Origin of the sequence: Flavobacterium sp. KACC 22763 (genome assembly GCF_028736155.1) — a bacterium.
GTDB lineage: Bacteria > Bacteroidota > Bacteroidia > Flavobacteriales > Flavobacteriaceae > Flavobacterium.
The window spans coordinates 3,002,934-3,025,965 of the sequence record NZ_CP117879.1; the positions used below are offsets into that span (position 1 = coordinate 3,002,934).

The window sequence follows — 23,032 nt, forward strand, 5'->3', positions numbered from 1 at the left end:
AAATATCTAAATGAAATATACTTTACTGTTACTTTTTGTTTTTGCAACTTCATTTAGTCCACCAGAAACCAACGTCTATATTTGTGGCCCTACTGGTGCAAAAAAATACCATTATAATGAAAACTGCCGTGGCTTAAGTGCTTGCAGTCATGGAACGGTAAAAACATCACTTAAACAAGCACAAGGTTTAGGCTTAACACTATGCGGATGGGAAGATTGATTATCTTCCCTTTTTCATATTTAATCATTTGATAATAATCACTTTACAATAATTTCACATTAGTTTTCTTAATTTGATATAAAACTAATCGTTATGAAATTCTTTAATCTAAAATTCCTAGTATCATTCAAAGAATGGCTTTTTTTAAGAGCAATGCAATCTTCTTTCCTACATTAATAAACCATTATAAATAAAGGAAAGCAGTATTGAATGAATAAAATTGAAAGCTCTTTTTTGAACAAAAACCAATTTGGTAACGACTTCTTGTGGGGTGTTTCTACCGCCGCTTTCCAAATTGAAGGTGCACACGATGCCGATGGAAAAGGTTCTTCTATCTGGGATGTTTTTACTTCTCAAAAAGGAAAAATCAAAAACGGACATCATGCTATAACTGCTTGTGATTTCTACAATTGTTATCAGGACGACATTAATTTAATTAAGGAATTAAATATTCCGAATTTTAGGTTTTCTATCAGCTGGCCTAGAATTATGCCGACTGGAGTTCATCCCGTAAATCAGGCTGGAATCGATTATTATAATAAAATTATAGATTCGTTGCTGGCTTCGGGAATCGAACCTTGGATTACACTTTATCATTGGGATTTACCGCATGAACTGGAAATAAAAGGAGGTTGGACCAATCGCGAATCGGTTTCTTGGTTCAAAGAATATGTTGAAGTCTGCGTACAGTATTTTGGTGATCGTGTCAAAAACTGGATGGTCATTAACGAGCCTTCTGTATTTACTGGTGCTGGTTATTTTTTAGGTATCCACGCGCCTGGAAAAAAAGGCATTACCAATTATCTTAAAGCCATACATCATGTAACTCTGGCAACTTCTGCTGGAGCTAAAATAATTCGAGAAAGAATTACCGATGCACATATCGGAACTACTTTCTCCTGCACGCATATTGAACCTGCAACTGAAAGCGCAAAAGATGTTGAAGCCGCAAAACGTGTAGATACTTTATTGAATAGGACTTTTATTGAACCCATTTTAGGATTAGGTTATCCGCAGAAAGATCTTCCTGTACTTAAAAAATTGAATAATTATATTCTTGAAGACGATTTAAACAATCTAGCTTTCGATTTTGATTTCATCGGATTGCAGTGTTACACTCGAGAGGTTGTAAAACATTCTATTTTAACTCCATATATTGGCGCCGAATTGATAAGTGCTGAAAAGAGAAATGTAATCTCCACCGAAATGGGCTGGGAAGTTTATCCACCTGCTATGTATCATATTCTTAAAAAGTTTAACGAATATGACGGAATAAAAAAAATCATTATTACCGAAAACGGAGCTGCTTTTCCAGATACTGTCCAAAACGGAAAAGTTCATGATATAAAACGAACTCATTTTATTCAAGACAATCTGGAACAAATATTAAAGGCAAAACAAGAGGGCTTAAATGTTGAAGGCTATTTTGTATGGAGCCTTACTGATAATTTTGAATGGGCAGAAGGTTATAATGCCCGATTCGGATTAATTCACGTTGATTTTGAAACGCAAAAAAGGACTATAAAAAACTCTGGATTGTGGTTTAAGGATTTTTTATCCTAGCTGTTTTGGTTTTACCGCAAAGCACACAATCCCGATAGCTATCGGGATACGCTAAGTCCGCTAAGTCTTTTTAAGATACCTTTCAGTTAAAACAAAGTTCGCAAAGCGATATATAAATTGCTTTGCGAACTTTGCGTTTATCTTTGTCCCTTTGCGGTTAAAAAACCAACCCAGATATCATTAAGACTTATATTTATAATTCTGTTTTAAGATTCCAACATTGACTTTTCCATTAGTTTTTAAGTGTGCCATTATTCTAATGTATTTCTCTTCAGGATATTTTACATTAAAACTAAAGGTGGTATCTTTTGTTTTTACCTCAAGCAAGTGCTTTCCTTCATCAGATATTGATAATCCGACTGTTTCATAAGTAGGCAACGCTTCTGTTGCTTTTAAGGTAATTTCTTGAACTTTTTCTTTATCCAGAAATACTTCTAGTTTTAAATTGTCCAATTTCATATCTGTTGGTTGTTCAAACGAAACAACATATTTTTTACAGCTGACAGTGCATAAAACAATTAAGAGTATTAGGAGCTTTTTCATAAGGGGTATTTTAGACTAATTTTTATTAAAAATCAAAACCGTTTTTAATGTTTTATAAATATAAATAATTTTACTTCAATCTGGCTAAAAAAACAAATTTTACAATTTTTCAGAATACATATTTACTCCAAAAAAGACAGGAAAAAACTCTTCAAAAAAAGTAAAAAAAGAACAAAAAAATCTGTTATTTCATTGAATTTCATTAGGTTTATCGGGATTTTTTTCTTATCTTTATAGTGTAAATAACAGTAAATATATGCCGAAAAACACATCTTTTAAACGCCAAAATTGCACTTCAAAAAATTATTCTTTTTATTCCTTCAAGCATTTTATTTTTCAAAATGCATTCAGATTTCATTTCGAAATTATGTTGCTTAATCTTTTTTCTGCACCAAGTATAAACATGCAGAAGACACCAGAGCAACTGTTCCAACCGCAATCGTAATTATTTTGCGAGGATATATTTTCTGAACCATTTCTTTAGAAAATAAATCTTTAAAATTTAGCATAAGATTTTCCTTTTCAGGAACTTCTTTAGACTCTTCATTTTCATTTTTCAACAAAACATTTTCTTCTATGCCATTACTATCAATTTCAACGGTTACATCCTTCGCGACATTCTTAATTTGTTTTGCTTCTTCAATTCTACATTTTTCATTGAACTTTTTAAAAGGACGCGGCTGAAAATCGACTAGCACTGCGGCAAGATTTATCGCATCAATATTGGTTGGGTCTGTTTCGCCTTTAAAGAAAGTTTCAATAGGCCTAAACTTATCTTTTTGATTTTTAAACTTATTCTTTTGGGTATAGTCAAAATCTACGCACAGTAAATTTCTAAAAACTTTTAAATCATCTTGAGTCGGGTTGTCTTCAAAGATAAGCCAGCATAAATCGCGGAGTTTTCCGCGGGAAGGATGGTACAGAAAATCAAAGTACTCACCGTCTTTTTCAATCTCGTATTTAATTTTAATCGCCTTTTTATATTCTTCTAATGTATTGTTCATCTTACTTTTTTAGAAAATTCTTTTGACTCCTTTTTTTTCATTTTTAACCAAAACTTTTTTATATGCCTTTATTTTCAACCTCTAAATTAAATCTTTACGAGCAATTCAATTTCTGTTCCAAATCTATACTATTTCTATATTTTTTTTAATATTTCGCACCCAACTTTTGACAGAATTATTGCATCTATTATAATAAGAGATTTGTCTAAAATTAAATAATTCAAACTAGACTTTTACGCTTTCTCTGGGAATTTCTGGGAATCTCAGGAAAACGCGGGAATTCCGGGAATCCCTTACCAGTTAAGGCCTGGAAGCTCCTTTACTTTGCATCAAGAAATTAGTTCAGGTTTTGTCTGCAGACTAAAACAATAATGAAAACCAGTTCTAATTAAGAGTGTAAAAAAACTGTAAGACCGAGTTTATTCGGGAAGTATAAATAACGTCTTACTGTTCTACACACTTCACTTCCCAAAACCAATGTTGGTATTGTCCCAAAGCCTCTGGATCATTCCGGACAGCAATACCTATGTCTAATTTCTTAAAAATAAACAAAATGAAAAAACTAATACTATTTATCGCTTTTGCGTTATTGTTCACGATATTTTCTTGCACTCCTGATGAGTACGAGACACAAACAGTTAAAAAAACTGAAAAAACTACCCAGCCTTCATATGCTGGTGATGCTAATCCTGATGGTCCTGGTGATAAGGGAAATGTCCCTCCAACAAAACCATAAGTTAAAATATATTTTTAGTATCTAATTAATTACTATTTTCGGGGAAAGTAAATTTGTATGTTACGGTCCCCGTTTTTTTATTGTCTTATTTTGCTTGTCCTTTTTTCCTGCGAAGAAAAAAAGCCTATTGCTCCTAAAACAGAGTCTATACAAAAAGAGGCTCGGGCTTTGCGCGATAAAGCAATTGAAAGTTATGACAAACAAAACTTTAACATCGCTTTTTATCAGTTCAATAAATCAAAGGATCTTTATAATATTGTAAAAGACAGTGGCAATATCTCTTATGTACTTATCAGAATTGCAGAAATCCATCAGCGAAATGGCGATTATTATGGTAGCAAAGAAATTTTAACCGAAGCTTTGCAGACAATACCACATAATGAAAAAGATAGAAATTATCCTGCTAGTATAAATAATTATTTAGGCATCGCTGATAAAGAACTTTCTCTTTATGATGATGCCATTTATTATTATAAACTAGCAGCAAATGAGTATACTGATCCACTCTTAAAACATGCTCCTCTACAAAATATTGCCGCAGTTTATATTTATCAAAAAAAATATGATAAAGCAATCCCTATTTTAGATTCTCTTTTACAATCTCTTTCACGTAAAGATTTAAAAGAGAAAGCGACGCCATATGACAAGTCTATACTACTCGATAATTTGGGTTATGCCTACTTTAAAAACGGAATAAAAGATAAAGGATTTCATTTAATGAATGAAGGTCTACAAATTAGAATTGACTCTAAAGACACGTATGGAAGTATTGAAAGCTATTTACACCTTGCCGATTATTATTCAAAAAAAGACATAACGAAATCGGATGAAAATGCACTTGCTGCTTACGAAATAGCTACAAAATTTAATAGCGTCGATGAAAGATTAGAAGCTCTTCAAATACTAATCTCAAATGATAACAGTCCTAATACTGCAAAATACACCCAAAAGTACTTTACATTAAATGACAGCATTATTAAAGTTCGAAATAATTTTAAAAATAAGTCTGCCAAAATTAAGTACGATGCCAAAAAGGAAAAAGACGAAAACGAAAAACTTCGTTTAGAAAAGGCCGAGAATCAATTATCACTTCAAAGAGCCAAATACCTAAAAATTGTATCGGTAATTGTTTTTGCTTTTTTAGTTATTCTAATATTCATTCTAATACGCTATTATAAAAATAAAAACAAGGCTATCGAATTTAAAACTTCGTACAACACCGAAACCCGTATTGCTAAAAAAATCCACGATGAACTAGCGAACGATGTTTTTCAAGTTATTGCTTTTGCTGAATCTCAGCCGTTATCTGTAGAAAACACCAAAGAGAATCTACTGCAAAAACTGGATGATATCTACAGCCGTGTACGAGGGATTTCAAGAGAAAACAATAGTATCGATACTGGCGAAAATTTTACCCACAGCATAAAAGAAATGCTCTCTGCCTATAATACACGAGAGAGAAATATTATGATTACCAATTTAGAAAACATAAATTGGGAAAATATTGATGATATTAAAAAAATCACCATCAGCCGAATTTTACAGGAATTAATGGTAAATATGAAAAAACACAGCGAAGCAAGTATAGTTGTAATACGATTTGATAGTGACCAAAAATCAATTTCGATAAATTATAGGGATAATGGTAAAGGTTGCGAAAAAAGTATGGTTGTGAAAAATGGCCTTCAAAACATGTCAAACCGTGTTCTTGCCATTAATGGCACATTTGATATTGAAACAGAACCAGACAAAGGATTTAAAGTAAAAATATCGATGCCAGAGCAAACACAGATTAAGGTGAAAGAAAAATTCGCATATTAAAAAAACCTTTCAGAATTAATCCGAAAGGCTTTTTTGCTTCAAAAAACAAATCATAAAGTATCTAATTTAATTACTATTTTCGGGGAAAGTAAATTTATATGTTACGGTCCCCGCTTTTTTATTTTATTCCACTTATTTTTCTTTTTTCTTGTAAAGAAGAAAGCTTCACTCATCCTGATGCAGAATTGATTCGAAAACAAGCACTTAGTTTACGAGATACTGCAGATATAAATTATGTAAAAGAAAACTTTAATAACGCTTTTTATGAATTTAACAAATCAAAAGCTCTTTTTGAAACTTTAAAAGATAGCACCAATATTTCTTATGTCCTTATCCAAATGGCAATCATTCAGCAGATCAATGGAGATTATTATGGCAGTAAAGAAACCGTAACTGAAGCTTTGCCTTATGCTAGAAAAAACAAAAATCATAGAAGTTGCATAAATAACGCATTAGGGATTGCTGATAAAGAACTTTCTCTTTACCAAGATGCTATATTTTATTATGAGGAGTCGGCTAAAGATTCCGATAGTTTTCAGGAGAAGCTGCCTTCTTTAAGTAATATTGCAGTTGTCTATATTCTTCAAAAGAAATATGATAAAGCAATTACACTTTTAGAATCAATTTTAAGACAAAGATTACTAAACGAAAAATCTAACGCTCGTACCAAAGGAAGAATACAAGATAATTTAGGTTATGCTTATTTTAAAAAGGGAGCGGAAGATAAAGGATTTCATTTAATGGATGAAGCACTCCAGATCAAAATGGAAACTAAGGATACCTATAGCAGTATCGAAAGTTATCTACATCTTGCAGACTATTATTCTAAAAAGAATCTTCAAAAATCAGACGAAAACGCTCTTACAGCGTATAACATTTCTACAAAACTAAATAGTATTGATGAAAGATTAGAAGCCTTGCAAATATTAATCTCAAATGATAACACTCCTAATACCGCAAAATACACCCAAAAGTACTTTACATTAAATGACAGCATTATTAAAGTTCGAAATAATTTTAAAAATAAGTCTGCCAAAATTAAGTACGATGCCAAAAAGGAAAAAGACGAAAACGAAAAACTTCGTTTAGAAAAGGCCGAGAATCAATTATCACTTCAAAGAGCCAAATACCTAAAAATTGTATCGGTAATTGTTTTTGCTTTTTTAGTTATTCTAATATTCATTCTAATACGCTATTATAAAAATAAAAACAAGGCTATCGAATTTAAAACTTCTTACAACACCGAAACTCGAATTGCTAAAAAAATCCACGATGAACTAGCGAACGATGTTTTTCAAGTAATTGCTTTTGCTGAATCTCAGCCGTTATCTGTAGAAAACACCAAAGAGAATCTGCTGCAAAAACTGGATGATATCTACAGCCGTGTACGTGGAATTTCTAGAGAAAACAATAGTATTGATACTGGCGAAAATTTTACCCACAGCATAAAAGAAATGCTCTCTGCCTATAATACACGAGAGAGAAATATTATGATTACCAATTTAGAAAACATAAATTGGGAAAATATTGACGACATAAAAAAAATCACCATCAGCCGAGTTTTACAGGAATTAATGGTGAATATGAAAAAACACAGCGAAGCAAGTATTGTTGTAATACGATTTGATAGTGACCAAAAATCAATTTTGATAAATTATAGGGATAATGGTAAAGGCTGCGAAAAAAGTATGGTTGTGAAAAATGGCCTTCAAAACATGTCAAACCGTGTTCTTGCCATTAATGGCACATTTGATATTGAAACAGAACCAGACAAAGGATTTAAAGTAAAAATATCTATGCCTGAACAAACGCAAATTAAGGTGAAAGAAAAATTCGCGTATTAAAAAAACCTTTCAGAATTAATCCGAAAGGCTTTTCTCTTCAAAAAACAATCCTATTATAACCTTATTTAGCTTATAATGTTTCGTTTAAAACAGCCACCGCTTCTTTCCAGTTATTTACTCGTAAATGGTGTGTTTTGTTTATATTATGAAAGGCCGTAAACATAATAGGTTTGCCCATGCAATGGTCTAGATTTTTACAATGATCGTCAATCAGATAATCGGTATTGATAATTCTTTTGCTGCCGCACAAAACTATATTTTCCCATTTTATAAAAGGAAAATGCTCTGCAAGCCAAGCTACTTTTTCGGCAAGAGAGATTGGAAATTCTGTTGCTGCCGAGACAATAAAAATTTCAAAATTCTTTTGAAGTTCTTGCAAACTCTCAACTGCATCTGGCATTACGGGCAGGTTTCTAAAAAAATTTCCTTTATTTAAAATTCCGTGCAAAAGTGCTCTCTCTTTAAAAGCTTCTTCTTCACTTAGTCCCTGAATTCCTTCTTTCGAAAGGTTCATTCCGTATTCTTTATTATATTCTTCGATCAATTGGGATTCTATATCGGCTAGCACCCCGTCCATATCGACTGCAATGGTTTTCTTTCTCATGATAATTTTATTTTGCGGTAAAATTATGCAAAAATTGCAAAATATTGCAATTTTTAACTTATTTTTGCAATATAAAACCGCAAACAAAATGAAGAAGGAAGAACGTCAAAAAGCAATTTTAGAGTATTTATCTAAAGAACACCGTGTTAGCTCTATCGAATTAAGTGAATATTTGAGCGTTTCAGAAGATACAATCCGACGTGATTTAAAAGAGCTTTCAGATCAAGGACTTTTAAAAGCAGTTCGTGGCGGTGCAGTTGCTCCTTCTCCAATTCCGCTTCATTATAGAAAAAGAGAGAAGCACGATATCGAAAACAAAAAGATTATTGCCCAGAAAGCCATTTCGTATTTGAAAGACGGACAAGTCGTTTTTATTGATGGCGGAACAACTTCATTGGCTTTGGTTGCCAGTTTTCCTTACGATTTAAAATTGACGGTTATTACCAATAGTTTTCCCATAGCTTCGTTGGTTGAAGATTTACCCAATATTGATCTAATTTTTGCTGGCGGAAAAATGTGCAAGACTTCTTTTGCGACATCGAGTATTGAAACGATTGATTTCTTTAGGAATTTTAGAGCAGACATCTTCATTCTGGGAATCTGCAGTATTCATCATGAACGCGGTATTACAGGAATTCTATACGACGATTCTGTGCTAAAAAAGAATATGATTAAGAACTCTAATTTTGTGATCGCCTTAAGTTCTATTGAAAAAGTTGAAACTGCCGAATCTTATTTTGTTTGTCCAATAAAAGACATCGATGTTTTGGTAACCAATGTTTCTCCAGATGAGGAAATTTTAAAGCCGTACAAAAATACTGGTTTGACTATTCTTTAATTTCATAACTTTGATATAGACAATGATTTAACATTAATCTAGTGCAATGGAATTCCAATATTTTCTACCATCAGAAATTCTGAAACCTTATATAAAACACTATTATATTTTTGAATCAGATTCTGATATCGAATTTCAAGATACTGTTTTTCCTAGTGGCGAAATGGAAATGATTTTTAATCTAGGAGATGGCATTTGGGAATCATTGATTGATGAAAAATTTCATAAAACACCCAAAATTGAATTGTGGGGACAAATAACAAAACCGCTAGCCATAAAATCAAAAGGCAGACACACTATGTTGGGTATTCGGTTTTATACCCATTCTGCAGCTTATTTTTTTAACGATGAGGTCGGAATCTTTAACGATCAGATTTTAGATTTAGAAGACGTTATTGGCAAACCCATAACAACGCTTCATTTACAGCTTTTGGAAACTCCAGAAATTCAAAAGCGAATTGAACTTATTGAATTATTTTTAATCAAGAAACTGATAACGAATGATAATAAGTCGCAGAAAATTCAAAAAGTAGCTCATATTCTGTCTAGTTTAGTCCAAAATCCATCAGGCAGCGACATCAATACTATTGCGGCCAAATACGGAATGACGCCTCGCTATCTTCATAAACTAGTTTTTCAGCACACGGGTCTGGCTCCAAAATCCTTTAATAAAATTATCCGTTTTCAGCGCAGTTTAAAACTGATTTCTAACAACGATTCCCCTTTAACCTCAATTGCTTACGATTCTGGTTACTTTGACCAATCGCATTTTATAAGAGATTTTAAAGCTTTTACAGGAACTACACCTACTTCTTATTTAGAAAACCTATCTCCAATAAATAATTTGATTATTTAAATCAATATTCAGCTTCTTAGCATCTTAGAAACTTAGCAACTTAGAATCTCCAAAAAAAACAGTTCCGATTTGTACAATTTTAAAATTTTCAAGCGCAATACCTTTGATTAAAATAATATCATTTTATTCTTTTAATTAAAAACTAACGTTATGAAAAATTATGCTCTTGGTACAATCTTAAAACTAATTGTATTTACCATATTCTTAAACAGCTGTGATTCGGCATCAAAAAAAGAAACAGCCAATTTAGACGAAGCAAAAAAAGCAATTCAAGAAAGTAATGCTATTTATTTTGATTCATTTAAAAATAATGATTCGTCAATTTTTATAGATCGTTATGCCGATGATGCTTCAATATTGCTTCCGAATGCGCCTCAAATTTATGGAAAAGAAGGCGCTGCCAAATTCTTCAGAAAAGCCTATGACGAATATGGCTTAAGAGGCGGTAAATTTATTACGACAGCAGTTTACGGCGATGGCGTAGAATATGTTACCGAAGAAGGTTTATGGCAGTCTTTAAACTCAAAAGGCGAACTTATGGATGATGGCAAGTTTCTTGTTCTTTGGAAAAAAACTCCTAAAGGCTGGAAAATGTTTAGAGATTCTTTTAGCAGTAATCGTCAAGCACAATAAAAATGCTTATTTGAAAACCGAAAAAGCCTTTCAGAATTTTACTTCCGAAAGGCTTTTTCACTACAAATTAACAGGCAAATTTTATTTCCATCCGCCGCCCAAGTCTCTGTAAACATGGACTGCAGCATTTAATTGTTCTTTTTTAGTATCGATTAATTCCAATTTAGCTTCCAATGCATCTCTCTGAGTCATTAAAACTTCGAAATAATCTACTCTAGCCGACTTAAACAAATCGTTTGAAACATCAATAGAAGTATTTAAAGCGTCTACTTGTTTCGATTTAAGATCATATCCTTTTTGAAGATTCTCGATCTTAGACATTTGATTTGAAACTTCTAAATAAGCATTTAAAACCGTACGATCGTAATTGTACAATGCTTGAATCTGTCTTGCATTGGCACTCGCAAACTCTGCCTTAATTGCATTTCTGTTAATCAAAGGCGCCACAAGATCTCCTGCCAATGAATACAAAAGCGATTCTGGCATGGTGAACAAATAAGAAGGTTTGAAAGCCTGAACTCCAATAGCTGCTGTAATATCTAAAGAAGGATAAAACTCTGCTCGCGCAACTTTTACGTCCAATTTTGCTGCAACCAATTCTAATTCTGCTTGTTTCACATCTGGACGATTCTGTAACAGTTGAGATGGAATTCCAGAACTTACTTGCGCAGGCAATAAGCTTAAGAAGTTCGTGCTACTGGTTCTTTTAATTTCTTGAGGATATCTTCCTAGCAAAAAGTTGATTTTGTTTTCGTTTTCTTTTATTTTTTGTAAAATATCAAACTCTAAACTTTGTGAAGTTAAAACCTCTGCTTCAAATTTCTTAACTCCCAATTCAGTTGCTCTTGCCGCTTGTTTTTGAACTTTTACAATTTCTAAAGCGTTAGTCTGCAATTTGATGGTCTGCTTAACAATATCCAACTGATTGTCTAAGGCAAGTAATTCATAATAAGAATCGGCAACTTCGGCGATGAGGTTTGTAATCACAAAGTTTTTACCTTCTACAGTAGCCAAATATCTATTTAATGCTGCTTTTTTAGAATTACGCAATTTTTTCCAGATATCTACTTCCCAATTAGCATAAGCAGCGATAGTAAAATCTCCTAGCGGATCTGGTGTTTCAACTCCCGGTTTAATCTCTGTTGTAGCATCACCCGCACCTTGACTAGTATATCTACCCACTTTTTCTACTCCCGCTCCAGCACGTAAACCTGCTGTTGGTAATAGAAGTCCTTTTTTTACACGAATATCATTCTTTGCAATTTCGATTTCCTGTAAAGTAATATTTAATTCCTGATTGTTTTTAAGAGCAGCCTCTATTAACTCAACAAGGTTCTGATCTTTAAAATAATCTTTCCAGTTTAATGCCGCTGTATTATTGTTGGCATCTTGCGTTTGAGCTGTTGCTCCAAACGACTCAGGAACTGGCGTACTGGTTGTAACTGCTGCCTCAGGTGCAGGAGTTTTACACCCTGCAACTGCTAGACAAACAGCTAATACAATACTATATTGATATGATTTAACTTTATACATGATTATTATCAATTTCTTCTGTTAATGGATTTTCTTCTTCATGTTTTACCAATTTGTACTTTTCAGCAATTTTGGCAAAAATGAAATACAAGCCCGGAATTACAAATACACCGCAAATGGTTCCGATAAGCATACCTCCCGCAGCGGCAGTACCAATTGTTCGGTTACCAATTTTACCTGGACCAGTTGCAAAAGCAAGCGGCAATAAACCTGCAATAAAGGCAAATGAAGTCATCAAAATCGGACGGAACCTTGCTTTTGCTCCTTCCATTGCTGATTGTAAAACGGATAATCCTGCGGCATGTCTCTGAATCGCAAACTCTACGATCAGTACGGCATTTTTACCTAATAAACCAATCAACATTACCATCGCAACCTGTGCATAAATGTTGTTTTCTAATCCTGTTAATTTCAATAAAAGGAAAGCTCCAAAAATACCCGCTGGTAAAGAAAGAATTACTGATAATGGCAGAATGAAACTTTCATATTGTGCTGCTAATACCAAGTAAACAAATCCTAAACAGATTAAGAATACCCAAATCGCCTGATTACCTTGAGCAACCTCATCGGCAGAAATACCTGCCCAGTCAATGTCATATCCTCTTGGCAATTTTTCGGCAGCAACTCTCTGAATTACTTTAATTGCAGTACCAGAACTATAACCTTGAGCTGGAGAACCACTGATCTGTGTTGAGGTGTACATATTATGACGAGTGATTTCTGAAAGTCCGTACACTTTTTCTAATTTCATGAAAGCAGAAAAAGGAACCATTTCATCACGATCGTTTTTCACGTACAATTTCAAGATATCATCTGGCTGTGCACGATATTCTGGCGAAGCCTGAACAATAACTTTATAGTTGATACCGAATTTGATAAAACTGATTTCGTAGTTACTTCCCACAAGAGTTGATAACGTATTCATCGCATTCTCGATAGAAACCCCTTTTTGCTGTGCCAAGTCATTATCAACTTTCATCATGTATTGAGGGAAACTAGAGCTATAGAAACTAAATACGTTTGATAATTCTGGCTGTTTGTTCAACTCGGCAACAAAATCGTTGTTAACCTGCTCCATTCTCTTATAATCTACAGAACCAGTTTTGTCTAACAAACGAAGCTCAAATCCTCCGGCAGCACCATATCCAGGTACAGCAGGCGGTTGGAAAAATTCGATATTTGCTCCTGCAATATCTTTACATTTTTCCTCCATTTCGTGCATAATTTCAACAACAGATTCTTTTCTATCACTCCAGTCTTTTAAGTTAACCAAACACGTTCCTGAGTTGGCACCTGTACCTTCAGATAGAATCTCATAACCTGCCAATGAAGAAACCGATTTTACTCCGTCAATCTCTTCTGCAATTTTTTGAACTCTCTCTGCAATATTATTTGTTCTCTCTAATGATGAACCTGGTGGTGTCTGAATTACGGCATAAAACATTCCCTGATCCTCATTTGGAATAAATCCAGAAGGAACTGAACTGCTTATTAAAAATGTTCCAATACAGAAACCTATAAGCGCCACAATGGTAACTACTCTTCTATCAACAATTTTACCTAATAGATTTTGGTATTTACCTTGTGCTAAATTGAATTTTTCGTTGAAAGCATCAATAAATCTATTGGCAGGCGTTGGCTTTTTAGGCTGTCCGTGATTGTTTTTTAACATCATCGCACAAAGCGCAGGCGTCAATGTCAAAGCCACAATACCAGAAAGAATAATCGCCGTTGCCATAGTTACAGAGAACTGTCTGTAGAAAACTCCAACTGGACCAGACATAAACGCAACTGGAATAAATACCGCCGCCATTAAGAATGTAATGGCAATAATTGCTCCTGCAATCTCATGCATAGCTTGTTTAGTTGCTTTAAATGGCGAGAGATGTTCTTCTTCCATCTTGGCATGGACAGCTTCGATAACCACAATCGCGTCATCGACAACGACTCCAATTGCCAATACCAAAGCAAATAATGTAATTAAGTTCAATGAAATATCAAAGAATGTCATGAACACAAAAGTTCCTACCAACGATACAGGTACTGCAATTGCTGGAATAACCGTAGAACGCCAGTCTCCTAAGAAAAGGAAAACTACTAAACCTACCAGAATAAATGCTTCAACAAGAGTATGAATTACTTTTTCGATAGAAGCATCAAGGAATTTAGAAACGTCATACGAAATTTCATAATCCATTCCTTTTGGAAATCTTTGTTTGATTTTTTCAAGCTTAGCTTTAACTTCTTCAATAACCTGATTCGCGTTACTTCCAAAAGATTGTTTCAATACAATCGCAGCTGAAGGTCTTCCATTCAAATTAGAATAGATATCGTACATCGAGCTACCAAATTCAACTTTGGCAACATCTTTCAATCTCAAAAGCTCTCCGTTTGGATTTGCTTTTACTACAATATTCTCGTATTGCTCTTTTGTTGTAAAACGTCCTGAGTATTTCAATACATACTCAAATGCTTGAGAACGTTTACCAGAACTTTCTCCCGTTTTACCTGGAGAAGCCTCCAAACTCTGACTAGACAATGCTTCCATTATCTCATCAGCAGAAATTTTATACGCTAACATACGGTCTGGTTTCAACCAGATACGCATTGCATATTCACGTGTTCCTAAGATATCTCCAGAACCAATACCGTTTACCCTTTTCAATTCAGAAAGTACGTTGATATCGGCATAGTTGTATAAGAACTTCATGTCGGTATTTTTGTCTGTACTGTAAAGGTTCACGTACATCAACATACTTGGTACCTCTCTAGTAATTTTAATACCTTCACGAATTACCAAAGGAGGAAGTTTATTAGTAACAGAAGCCACACGGTTCTGCACGTTAATTGCAGCTTGGTTAGGATCTGTTCCTAAATTAAAAACCACTTTAATTGTAGCTTCTCCATCGTTACCTGCATCAGAAGCCATATATTTCATCCCTGGAACACCATTTAAGGCTCTTTCCAAAGGAATAACCACTGCTTTAACCATCAGCTCACCGTTAGATCCAGGATAATCTGCGGTAACGTTCACCATTGGAGGTGAGATTGTTGGGAATTGGGTAATTGGTAAATTTAAAACCGACAATACCCCTAAAAAGACAATAATCAACGATATTACGATCGAAAGAACAGGTCTTTGAATAAATTTATTAAACATTTTAATATTTTTTAAATGATTAAACTTATTGAAGTTTAAAATGTTTCAAGTTTCAGGTTTCAAGTTTTAGGTTCAGTACGTAACTTGAAACCTGAAACTTGAAACTATTAAAACAAAAAACTATTCTGCTTTTAAACGTAAATGATTGATTACTTCTTTAGGAGCTTCGTAATCGAATTTAATCTTGTCGTTTTCTTTTACTTTCTGAACACCTTCAAGCAAGATTCTGTCATTTTCTGTAATACCGCTTTTGATTACGTACAAATCAGGAATTTCACCCGTAATTGTAATCTCTCTAGAACTAACTTTACTGTCTTTACCTACTACAAAAACATATTTTTTATCTTGAATTTCGTAAGTCGCTTTTTGTGGAATTACGATAGCATTTTTAAGAGGAACATTCATTTGAACCTGTCCTGTTTCACCATTTCTAAGTAATTTTCCAGAATTAGGGAACCTTGCTCTAAAAGCTATGTTTCCTGTTTCGTTGTTGAATTCACTTTCAATTACCTCAACATTTCCTTTTTCTTTGAAGATATCCCCGTTAGCCAAAACTAAGTTTACTTTGTTATCGGCACGGTCTTTAATATTAGTCTCATAACTAATATATTCTGGCTCAGAAACATTGAAATAAGCAAACATTTGGCTATTGTCTGAAAGGCTTGTCAATAATTCACCTTCATCGATTAAACTTCCTAGTTTTAAAGGAATACGGTCAATTGTTCCGTCAAATGGAGCTCTGATTTCTGTGAATGATAAATGAAGTTTTGCTAATGATACTTCAGCTTTTGCAGATTGCAATTTTGCTTGCGCAACACTCAATTCGTTTTTAGAAACGATATTTTTATCTGCCAATAATTTAGAATTTTGCAATTCGATTTCTGCCGATTTTTGTTCAGACTGTGCTTTTAATAATTCAGCCTGATACATGTTTGGCATAATTTTAAACAACAGTTGTCCTTTTTTTACAAACTGTCCTTCGTCAACATATATATTTTGTAAAAACCCTTTTTCTTGGGCGCGAAGTTCGATATTGCGAACCGATCTAATTTGCGAAACGTATTCTTTGGTAAATGAAGTATCAATTCTAACCGGATTAGTGACCGTAAATTTTTCAACTTCTTCTTTTTCTTCTTTTTTAGATGTGCAGCTCGTTAAGCACACCAAGGCCATTAAGCCTGTGAAAACAATGATTTTTTTCATGATTTAGTTTGGAAATTAAGCGATTGAATGCTTTGGAATGAAAATTCCTTTTGGATGTTAAAATGCATCAGTCAGCCTTAGTCCAGACCTTAACCTTCATATAAGCAGAAGTAGAAAAATATACAACAGCAAGATACGCAGAGATCAAAACTCAGGTAACCGATGTATACTGTAAAATCAAATTCTTAATACTCGTTGAGTAATATAGATAGGATTTGAATGCCCGAAGACAGGCGTAGAAAATTTTAAACGATTAGAATCATTCGCTGCAGACTGATCTGAAAGTGCCAGATACAACGCGTCTACCAAACTATACGAAGCAGTAAAATACTTGTTCGTTAGTAAATTAGTATCATCACCACCCACTAGATCCTCTTCTAGATCAATATCTGTAGCTTCTTCAATTGTTGAAGTTCCGCGATCTTGATTAGTAAATTTAACCCTGTGTTTTTGTAGATGATGGTGATTATGAGGACCAAAAGTATTTGCATTCAAATATTGGCCTCCGCCAAACAGAAGCATATTCATGAATACTAAAAATACTATTAACTTTCTCATTTCGGTGCGAAAGTAATAAAAGAATTAAAACAAAAAAAGATTTTTTAACAAGCTTTAACAGTTACATAAAATGAAAACGTTTTCGGTAACTTTTTATATGAAGATTAGATGAAGAAAAGCATTATCCAATTAAAAAAATGCAATATAAACAACTACAAAACAAATATTTACCCAAGACAAATAAATTATATTATGAAAGCTTAATTTGCATTACTGTAAATTCTTGACCAGCTTTTACAAATGTTTTATGAGTATCTATAAGTCCGATATTTTCATAAAAAGACTTTTTATTGCTTCTGGCGTTGCACCAAACTTTTTTTATTTTTTTACTTTTAGCAAATTTCAGAATGTGTTTTAAAAGATAAGAAGCAATTCCTTTCCCTTGATATTCTTCTAACGTAGCTAATTTTCTAAACTGCATTTCTTTCCCTTCGATAAAACAAGAAACTATAGAAACTAATTTATCATCTTCAAAAACTCCAAAATGAAATCCTGAATCATCTTCTTCTAATTGCACAAATTCAAACGGTTGGTCAGGCCACATTACTTCGTGACGAATCTGCCAAGTATCAGACGCTTTTATTGTTTTAATTTCCATTTCACTCTATTATTTGCTCAAAAATAATTCATTTTGATTTGATTATAAAAAACAAATCCAGAATATAGATATAACTAGCTTTCAAAACTTTACATAAAAATAAATCAGACAAATCATTCAATTTTAATCTATTATCATTATTTTTATAAAACCAAAATCAAATAGATTACGTTATGAGAAAATTCTTTTTAGCAGTATTTTTATGTATTTGTGCTAATGGATTCGCACAATTAATACAAATTGGCCCACAGTTTTCAACTAATATTACTTCTGTCAATGCCAAAAGTTTCAGCTCCGACCATACGAATACAGGAATTGGCGCTGCCGCTTTTGCTCGATTAAATCTTGCACTTTTTTATGCTCAGGGTGAATTTGGATATGCTCAAACTAATTTCAGCGTATATCAAGACGGAGTTGGAGAAACTAAATTTAAACTGGCAGGAACAGATGCTTCGCTAATTGCTGGGTTTAAAATTGTTCCCCTTGGAAAGGCTGGAAACGTAAGACTTTTTGTTGGCTACAACTGGAAAAATTATTCAGACATAAGTACCAACAATAATCTTAATTCTATAGCCTTGGAAAGAAACAATCACAGTATTCTTGGAGGTGTTGGAGTTGATGTCTGGAGACTAACGTTTGATCTTAGATATCTTGCCGGCCTAAGCGATATAGATGCTTCTAATAGCGAAATTAAAACTGGAGTAACAAATCTATCACTTGGATTTAAATTCCTATAAACATAAAACAAAAAAAGGGAATCGATTGATTCCCTTTTTTTGTTTTTATAGTTTAACGTAATAACTCTCTTCATTATCACTCATTATCTTTTGTATTCCTTCTTCTGTTTTAACAGCTACATTTACAACATGGAGTATGTTTGACTTATCATTCAGACTACAGTTCCAGATTGTCCCATCTGAAAGAATAATCTCTGAGAATGCTGATACATTACAGTTATTATCATTGTACACTAGATTTTCTGTTTTGACAAGTTTCTTTACCTGTGTTTTTTTGTCAACTTCGTAAAATAAAATCTCGTTTTCTTTAATTTCTACTAATTCATCAAAAGCAGATTGATTCACACTTACCGTAGCTGAAGACCAGACTGGTTGATTTCCTGTTCTTTTCCAAGTTCCAACAACTTGACTTAAAATTTCTTTTCTCAAAACGCCACGCAAAGTGTCTACTTTACTTACAGCATCTTTTCCGATTTCGTTTTCAGGTTTAATCTTCGCAGCTAAAGAAAACAAATCTATAGCTTTTACAAAATCAGCTTTTTTGTAGTAAGAAATAGCCAATTCATATTTGTTTTTTTGAAATGCAATCTTTTGATCGTTCTGCCCAAAAAATTGAATGGTAGTTAGCAAAACAATCAGAACAAAAGTATTCTTCATTTGGATTTGGAGGTATTTTTAGTATTTCGCAAACGTAATATTTTCCTAACAAATATCTTTACGGTTTTCCGTAATTTTGTATATTTTTAATTATTTTAAACAAAAAAAGTTACTTTGCGAGAACAAAGTAACTTTTTTAAATAGTTTACTACAGTTAACTCAATTATTTAACATTTAACACATTGTTTTCTGGTGTTGCATCCATAAAAATTCCACCATCAAGCTCAATTTTTTCTATTTTTTTTGAGCTTTTCAAAATTATTCTAGCCGTTTTTTGATTTTTCTCCCAAATCGCTGGCGTTTGATGCAAAGTAATTTTTGATTTATCAGCATAAGTGATTACAACGTCAAACGGAATTGCAAAACCTCCAATATTTTCTACCGTTATAATTTTCTTATCGGCAGAAATTCCTTTTATGGCAATATCTAAATAATTGTTCGTAAAGAACCAATTATTGAAAAACCAATTTAAATTCTTACCCGTTGCTGTATTAAATGAATTAAAATAATCCCACGGAATTGGATGTTTTCCATTCCAAGTATCCATATAGCCATGCAAAGCTTTTTTAAACAAATCATCTCCTAACATATCTTTCAAAGCCAAATAAGAAAGAGAAGCTTTTCCGTATGAGTTACTTCCATAACCTGCTCCAGACACCTGTGTAGACATTGTTATAATAGGCTGATCTTGTTCTGAAGAGCGATCATAAATATAATGGCTTACTCTAAAGTCTTTATAAAATTTATCTGCTGCTTCTTTACCGCGCTCTGCAATTGCGATTAAATATTCAAAAGTGGTTGCCCAACCTTCGTCCATAAATGCGTAACGCGTTTCGTTAATTCCCATATAGAATGGAAAATAAGTGTGGGCTACTTCATGATCTTGAACCAATTGCGCAAAAACAGCATTTCCCATTTCTGAGTCGTTGCACATCATTGGATATTCCATATCTGCAAAACCTTGAAAAGCTGTCATTTTTGAAAATGGATAAGGAACTCCTGGCCATTTATTTGAAAACCAATCTAAAGCATATTGATTGTTTTTTACAGAATTTACGAAATCTAATCCTTTTACATCATAAGCAGCCTGAATACTTGCGCGACGATTTGTCTTTTTATCGACTACGACACTGCTGGCATCCCATAAATAATGATCGCTTAAACCAAAACATACATCTGTAATATTTTTAGCTTCAAATTTCCATACATTCCAATCGTATTGTTTGGTTACAATGCCGCTTTTCATTTCCTGTTCGTTAGCGATATGCAGGATTTCATCTGTTGTGTATGATTTTTTTAAACGTGAAGCAAATTCAGGCTGTAAGACCTCATCTGGATTTAATAAATCTCCTGTTGCATAAACCACGTAATTTTTTGGTGCTTTTACAGAAAAAACATAATCATTAAAATCATTATAGAATTCTTGGCGGTCTGTGTGCGGTATTCTATCCCAGCCATTATAATCATCATACACTGAAACTCTAGGATAACTATACGCAACGAAGAAAGTAGTTTCGTCAATCTGCCCTTCTCGCCCACTTTCTTTAGACAAAGGATAATTCCACTGAATATTTATAGTAGTTTTTGAATGTGGCAAAATTGGTTTCTGCAATTTTACATCCCCAACAGTCCCCCAATTTCTAGCGTCTTCTTTGTACACCTCATTTTCTATTTTTAATGACGAAATTGTTAATCCATCACTTAAAAAGTCATTACTCAAATCACTCCCATGAGACGAAGTAGGTTTATGAAGATTATTTACAAAACGGATAACTAACTCTTTTAAAGTGTCTTTGCTGTTGTTCTCATAAATAATAGTTTCTGTACCTGAAACCATTCTAGTTTTAGGATCAACAGAAATTTCCATATTATATTTCCCTCGATTCTGCCAATAGTTTGTGCCTGGTTTTCCATCTTTAGAACGTGTTCCGTTCTCGAAGGCCTTTTTAATATTTCTAGGCATGTAAAGCTCTTGGGCAATAGTATCTTGAGCAAAAAGAACAAATGCTATTAATGCAAACTGCAAAAATTTCTTTTTCATAAATGATTCTTAGGACTTTAAATTGTTTAATATATAAGACTGCTGTTTTAAAACAATGTTACAAATTTAATTATTAATTGTGAATTGTTGATGGTTTGTAGTTGATGGTTAATGGTGCTTTTTAATTTTTAATTAAAAAAACTAAGCATCTTAGCACCTCAGAACCTTAGCATCTTTAAAAGAAAAACCGTCTATCACCAAAAGTAACAGACGGCATCTACAATTAATATATAACCTTGATTACTACAAAATATAATCGGTATTGATAAAATTAGATTCTTTGCTGTTAAGCAATTCCTGCAGAATCTCATTATTATAATCGATATCTTTTGAAGCTACAAACGTACGGATTGAGAATGAACGCAATGCATCTGGAATACTTAATGTCCCTACAGCAGAATCTTTTCTTCCTGTAAAAGGGAAAGCGTCTGGCCCTCTTTGGCAAGAGCTGTTTAAGTTTACTCGGCAAACTAAGTTAACCAAAGCATCAATTAGCGGTGCCAATGTTTTTATGTCTTTACCAAACAAACTTACTTGCTGTCCGTAATTTGATTCTGCCATATCTTTCAATGGTTCTTTGATATCTTTAAAAGAAAGCACAGGAACAACTGGTCCGAACTGCTCTTCGTGATACACACGCATTTCTTTGTTTACTGGATACAAAACGGCCGGGAAGATATAATTATCAGTATGTTTTCCTCCTTTTTCATTGATCACTTTTGCTCCTTTATGAACAGCGTCATCAATTAAACCTTGAATATATTTTGGTTTATCTGTTTCTGGAAGCGGTGTCAAAGAAACTCCTTTTTCCCATGGATTTCCAAAAACTAAACTATCTACTTTTTCAGCAAAACGTTTATTGAATTCTTCTCTAATAGATTCATGAACATATAAAACTTTTAATGCCGTACATCTTTGTCCATTAAAAGACAAGCTTCCTGTTATACATTCCTGAATAGCCAAATCTAAATCGGCATCTGGAAGAATAATAGCTGGATTTTTAGCTTCTAAACCTAAAATCAAACGCAATCTGTTTTTGTTTGGGTGCTGATCTTGTAAAGCAATCGCCGATTTACTGTTTCCAATTAATGCCAAAACATCAATTTTTCCAGATTTCATAATCGGAGAAGCTACTTCGCGCCCTCTACCGTAAACAATATTGATTACACCTTTTGGAAAACTACTTCTGAAAGCTTCCAACAATGGCGAAATACATAAAACACCATGCTTAGCTGGTTTGAAGATTACGGTATTTCCCATAATCAAAGCTGGAATCAATAATGAGAAAGTTTCGTTTAAAGGATAATTGTAAGGTCCAAGACAAAGTACAACTCCAAGAGGTCCACGACGAATCATGGCGTTTACTCCTTGTACTTTTTCGAAGTGTGAACTGCGTCCATTTAATTCTTTGTAACTTGCAATAGTATCATAAATATACTCTACAGTTCTGTCGAATTCTTTTTGCGAGTCTCCTAATGATTTTCCAATCTCCCACATTAAGTATTTCACTACTTCTTCGCGGGTTTCTTTCATTTGCTTCACAAATTTTTCCATGCATTTAATACGATCCACTACTTTCATAGTTGGCCATAAACCTTGTCCCATATCGTATGCATTGGTAGCAGCTTCGACAACTTCTACTGCTTCTTTTTCTCCCATAAAAGGAATAGATCCTAATAAAGTCGGCGAATATTTTTCTGTTGAAGAAATAGTAGAAAACACAGGTGTGGTTTGCCCTGTCCATTGTTTCAATTCTCCATTTACAAGATAAGTATCTTGATTTATCAGCGCATTAATCTGATATTCTTCTGGTATAAAACTCATAATTTGGTTATTTAATGGTCTGGTAATTCTATTTTCAAAAGAAAAAAGAGGCTTTTTTA

20 protein-coding genes are annotated in these 23,032 nt (G+C 33.4%); 9 read left to right on the forward strand and 11 right to left on the reverse strand.

The genetic code is table 11. The features are described 5' to 3' along the window. The first annotated feature begins 10 nt into the window (after nt 1-10). Nucleotides 11-220: a hypothetical protein gene (locus PQ463_RS12015; RefSeq protein ID WP_274253915.1), complete on the forward strand. Its 210-nt coding sequence runs from the start codon at nt 11-13 to the stop codon at nt 218-220. 210 nt (nt 221-430) lie between these two features. Continuing rightward, nucleotides 431-1,783, forward strand: a complete 1,353-nt coding sequence (locus tag PQ463_RS12020; RefSeq protein ID WP_274253916.1) for a GH1 family beta-glucosidase — start codon at nt 431-433, stop codon at nt 1,781-1,783. Nucleotides 1,784-1,963: 180 nt separating this feature from the next. Here the strand turns inward: PQ463_RS12020 and PQ463_RS12025 are convergent, their stop codons facing one another. Then, nucleotides 1,964-2,326: a hypothetical protein gene (locus PQ463_RS12025; protein ID WP_274253917.1), complete on the reverse strand. Its 363-nt coding sequence runs from the start codon at nt 2,324-2,326 to the stop codon at nt 1,964-1,966. A gap of 374 nt (nt 2,327-2,700) precedes the next feature. Beyond that, nucleotides 2,701-3,330, reverse strand: coding sequence for a hypothetical protein (locus tag PQ463_RS12030; RefSeq protein WP_274253918.1), 630 nt, complete (start codon nt 3,328-3,330; stop codon nt 2,701-2,703). Nucleotides 3,331-3,883: 553 nt separating this feature from the next. On the opposite strand from PQ463_RS12030, the gene PQ463_RS12035 reads away from it, so the two are divergent. The 3 genes from PQ463_RS12035 (at nt 3,884) to PQ463_RS12045 (ending at nt 7,731) form a co-directional block, all read left to right on the forward strand. Next, entirely contained in the window at nt 3,884-4,066 is a 183-nt protein-coding gene (locus PQ463_RS12035) for a hypothetical protein (protein ID WP_274253919.1), read from the forward strand. Between the two features lie 57 nt (nt 4,067-4,123). Beyond that, entirely contained in the window at nt 4,124-5,887 is a 1,764-nt protein-coding gene (locus PQ463_RS12040) for a tetratricopeptide repeat-containing sensor histidine kinase (RefSeq protein ID WP_274253920.1), read from the forward strand. 98 nt (nt 5,888-5,985) lie between these two features. Further along, complete coding sequence (locus PQ463_RS12045; protein WP_274253921.1) at nt 5,986-7,731, forward strand: tetratricopeptide repeat-containing sensor histidine kinase; 1,746 nt, start codon at nt 5,986-5,988, stop codon at nt 7,729-7,731. 70 nt (nt 7,732-7,801) lie between these two features. Here the strand turns inward: PQ463_RS12045 and PQ463_RS12050 are convergent, their stop codons facing one another. Further along, nucleotides 7,802-8,335, reverse strand: coding sequence for a 5' nucleotidase, NT5C type (locus PQ463_RS12050; RefSeq protein WP_274253922.1), 534 nt, complete (start codon nt 8,333-8,335; stop codon nt 7,802-7,804). A gap of 88 nt (nt 8,336-8,423) precedes the next feature. Here PQ463_RS12050 and PQ463_RS12055 point away from each other — a divergent pair, with 88 nt between their 5' ends. From PQ463_RS12055 to PQ463_RS12065, 3 genes are all read left to right on the forward strand, one after another. Continuing rightward, a complete protein-coding gene (locus tag PQ463_RS12055; RefSeq protein ID WP_274253923.1) occupies nt 8,424-9,173 on the forward strand; it encodes a DeoR/GlpR family DNA-binding transcription regulator in 750 nt (249 codons plus the stop codon). 46 nt (nt 9,174-9,219) lie between these two features. Then, nucleotides 9,220-10,029, forward strand: a complete 810-nt coding sequence (locus PQ463_RS12060) for a helix-turn-helix transcriptional regulator (RefSeq protein ID WP_274253924.1) — start codon at nt 9,220-9,222, stop codon at nt 10,027-10,029. Nucleotides 10,030-10,179: 150 nt separating this feature from the next. Then, nucleotides 10,180-10,662 carry a YybH family protein gene (locus PQ463_RS12065; protein WP_274253925.1) on the forward strand — a complete coding sequence of 161 codons (483 nt, stop codon included), beginning with the start codon at nt 10,180-10,182 and terminating at the stop codon, nt 10,660-10,662. An 81-nt stretch (nt 10,663-10,743) separates the two neighbouring features. Here the strand turns inward: PQ463_RS12065 and PQ463_RS12070 are convergent, their stop codons facing one another. The 5 genes from PQ463_RS12070 to PQ463_RS12090 all read right to left on the reverse strand — a co-directional run bounded on the left by PQ463_RS12070 (nt 10,744) and on the right by PQ463_RS12090 (nt 17,714). After that, nucleotides 10,744-12,195, reverse strand: a complete 1,452-nt coding sequence (locus PQ463_RS12070; protein WP_274253926.1) for a TolC family protein — start codon at nt 12,193-12,195, stop codon at nt 10,744-10,746. Continuing rightward, the gene (locus tag PQ463_RS12075) at nt 12,188-15,355 is read right to left on the reverse strand and encodes an efflux RND transporter permease subunit (RefSeq protein ID WP_274253927.1); all 3,168 of its coding nucleotides are present in this window, start codon (nt 15,353-15,355) and stop codon (nt 12,188-12,190) included. The genes PQ463_RS12070 and PQ463_RS12075 overlap by 8 nt, the downstream gene beginning before the upstream one ends. A 120-nt stretch (nt 15,356-15,475) precedes the next feature. Continuing rightward, nucleotides 15,476-16,558 carry an efflux RND transporter periplasmic adaptor subunit gene (locus PQ463_RS12080; RefSeq protein WP_274253928.1) on the reverse strand — a complete coding sequence of 361 codons (1,083 nt, stop codon included), beginning with the start codon at nt 16,556-16,558 and terminating at the stop codon, nt 15,476-15,478. Nucleotides 16,559-16,735: 177 nt separating this feature from the next. Further along, on the reverse strand, nt 16,736-17,116 hold the full coding sequence (locus PQ463_RS12085) for a hypothetical protein (protein ID WP_274253929.1): 381 nt from the start codon (nt 17,114-17,116) through the stop codon (nt 16,736-16,738). Nucleotides 17,117-17,306: 190 nt separating this feature from the next. Beyond that, nucleotides 17,307-17,714 (reverse strand): GNAT family N-acetyltransferase, encoded by a 408-nt coding sequence (locus PQ463_RS12090; protein WP_274253930.1) that lies wholly within the window; start codon nt 17,712-17,714, stop codon nt 17,307-17,309. Nucleotides 17,715-17,887: 173 nt separating this feature from the next. Between PQ463_RS12090 and PQ463_RS12095 the strand changes: the two genes are divergently transcribed. Further along, a complete protein-coding gene (locus PQ463_RS12095; RefSeq protein ID WP_274253931.1) occupies nt 17,888-18,451 on the forward strand; it encodes an outer membrane beta-barrel protein in 564 nt (187 codons plus the stop codon). Nucleotides 18,452-18,496: 45 nt separating this feature from the next. Here PQ463_RS12095 and PQ463_RS12100 read toward each other — a convergent pair whose 3' ends face one another. The 3 genes from PQ463_RS12100 to PQ463_RS12110 all read right to left on the reverse strand — a co-directional run bounded on the left by PQ463_RS12100 (nt 18,497) and on the right by PQ463_RS12110 (nt 22,973). Continuing rightward, a complete protein-coding gene (locus PQ463_RS12100) occupies nt 18,497-19,108 on the reverse strand; it encodes a tetratricopeptide repeat protein (RefSeq protein ID WP_274253932.1) in 612 nt (203 codons plus the stop codon). 163 nt (nt 19,109-19,271) lie between these two features. Then, on the reverse strand, nt 19,272-21,149 hold the full coding sequence (locus tag PQ463_RS12105) for a M1 family metallopeptidase (RefSeq protein ID WP_274253933.1): 1,878 nt from the start codon (nt 21,147-21,149) through the stop codon (nt 19,272-19,274). Nucleotides 21,150-21,392: 243 nt separating this feature from the next. Beyond that, entirely contained in the window at nt 21,393-22,973 is a 1,581-nt protein-coding gene (locus tag PQ463_RS12110) for an NADP-dependent glyceraldehyde-3-phosphate dehydrogenase (RefSeq protein ID WP_274253934.1), read from the reverse strand. Nucleotides 22,974-23,032 lie beyond the last annotated feature (59 nt).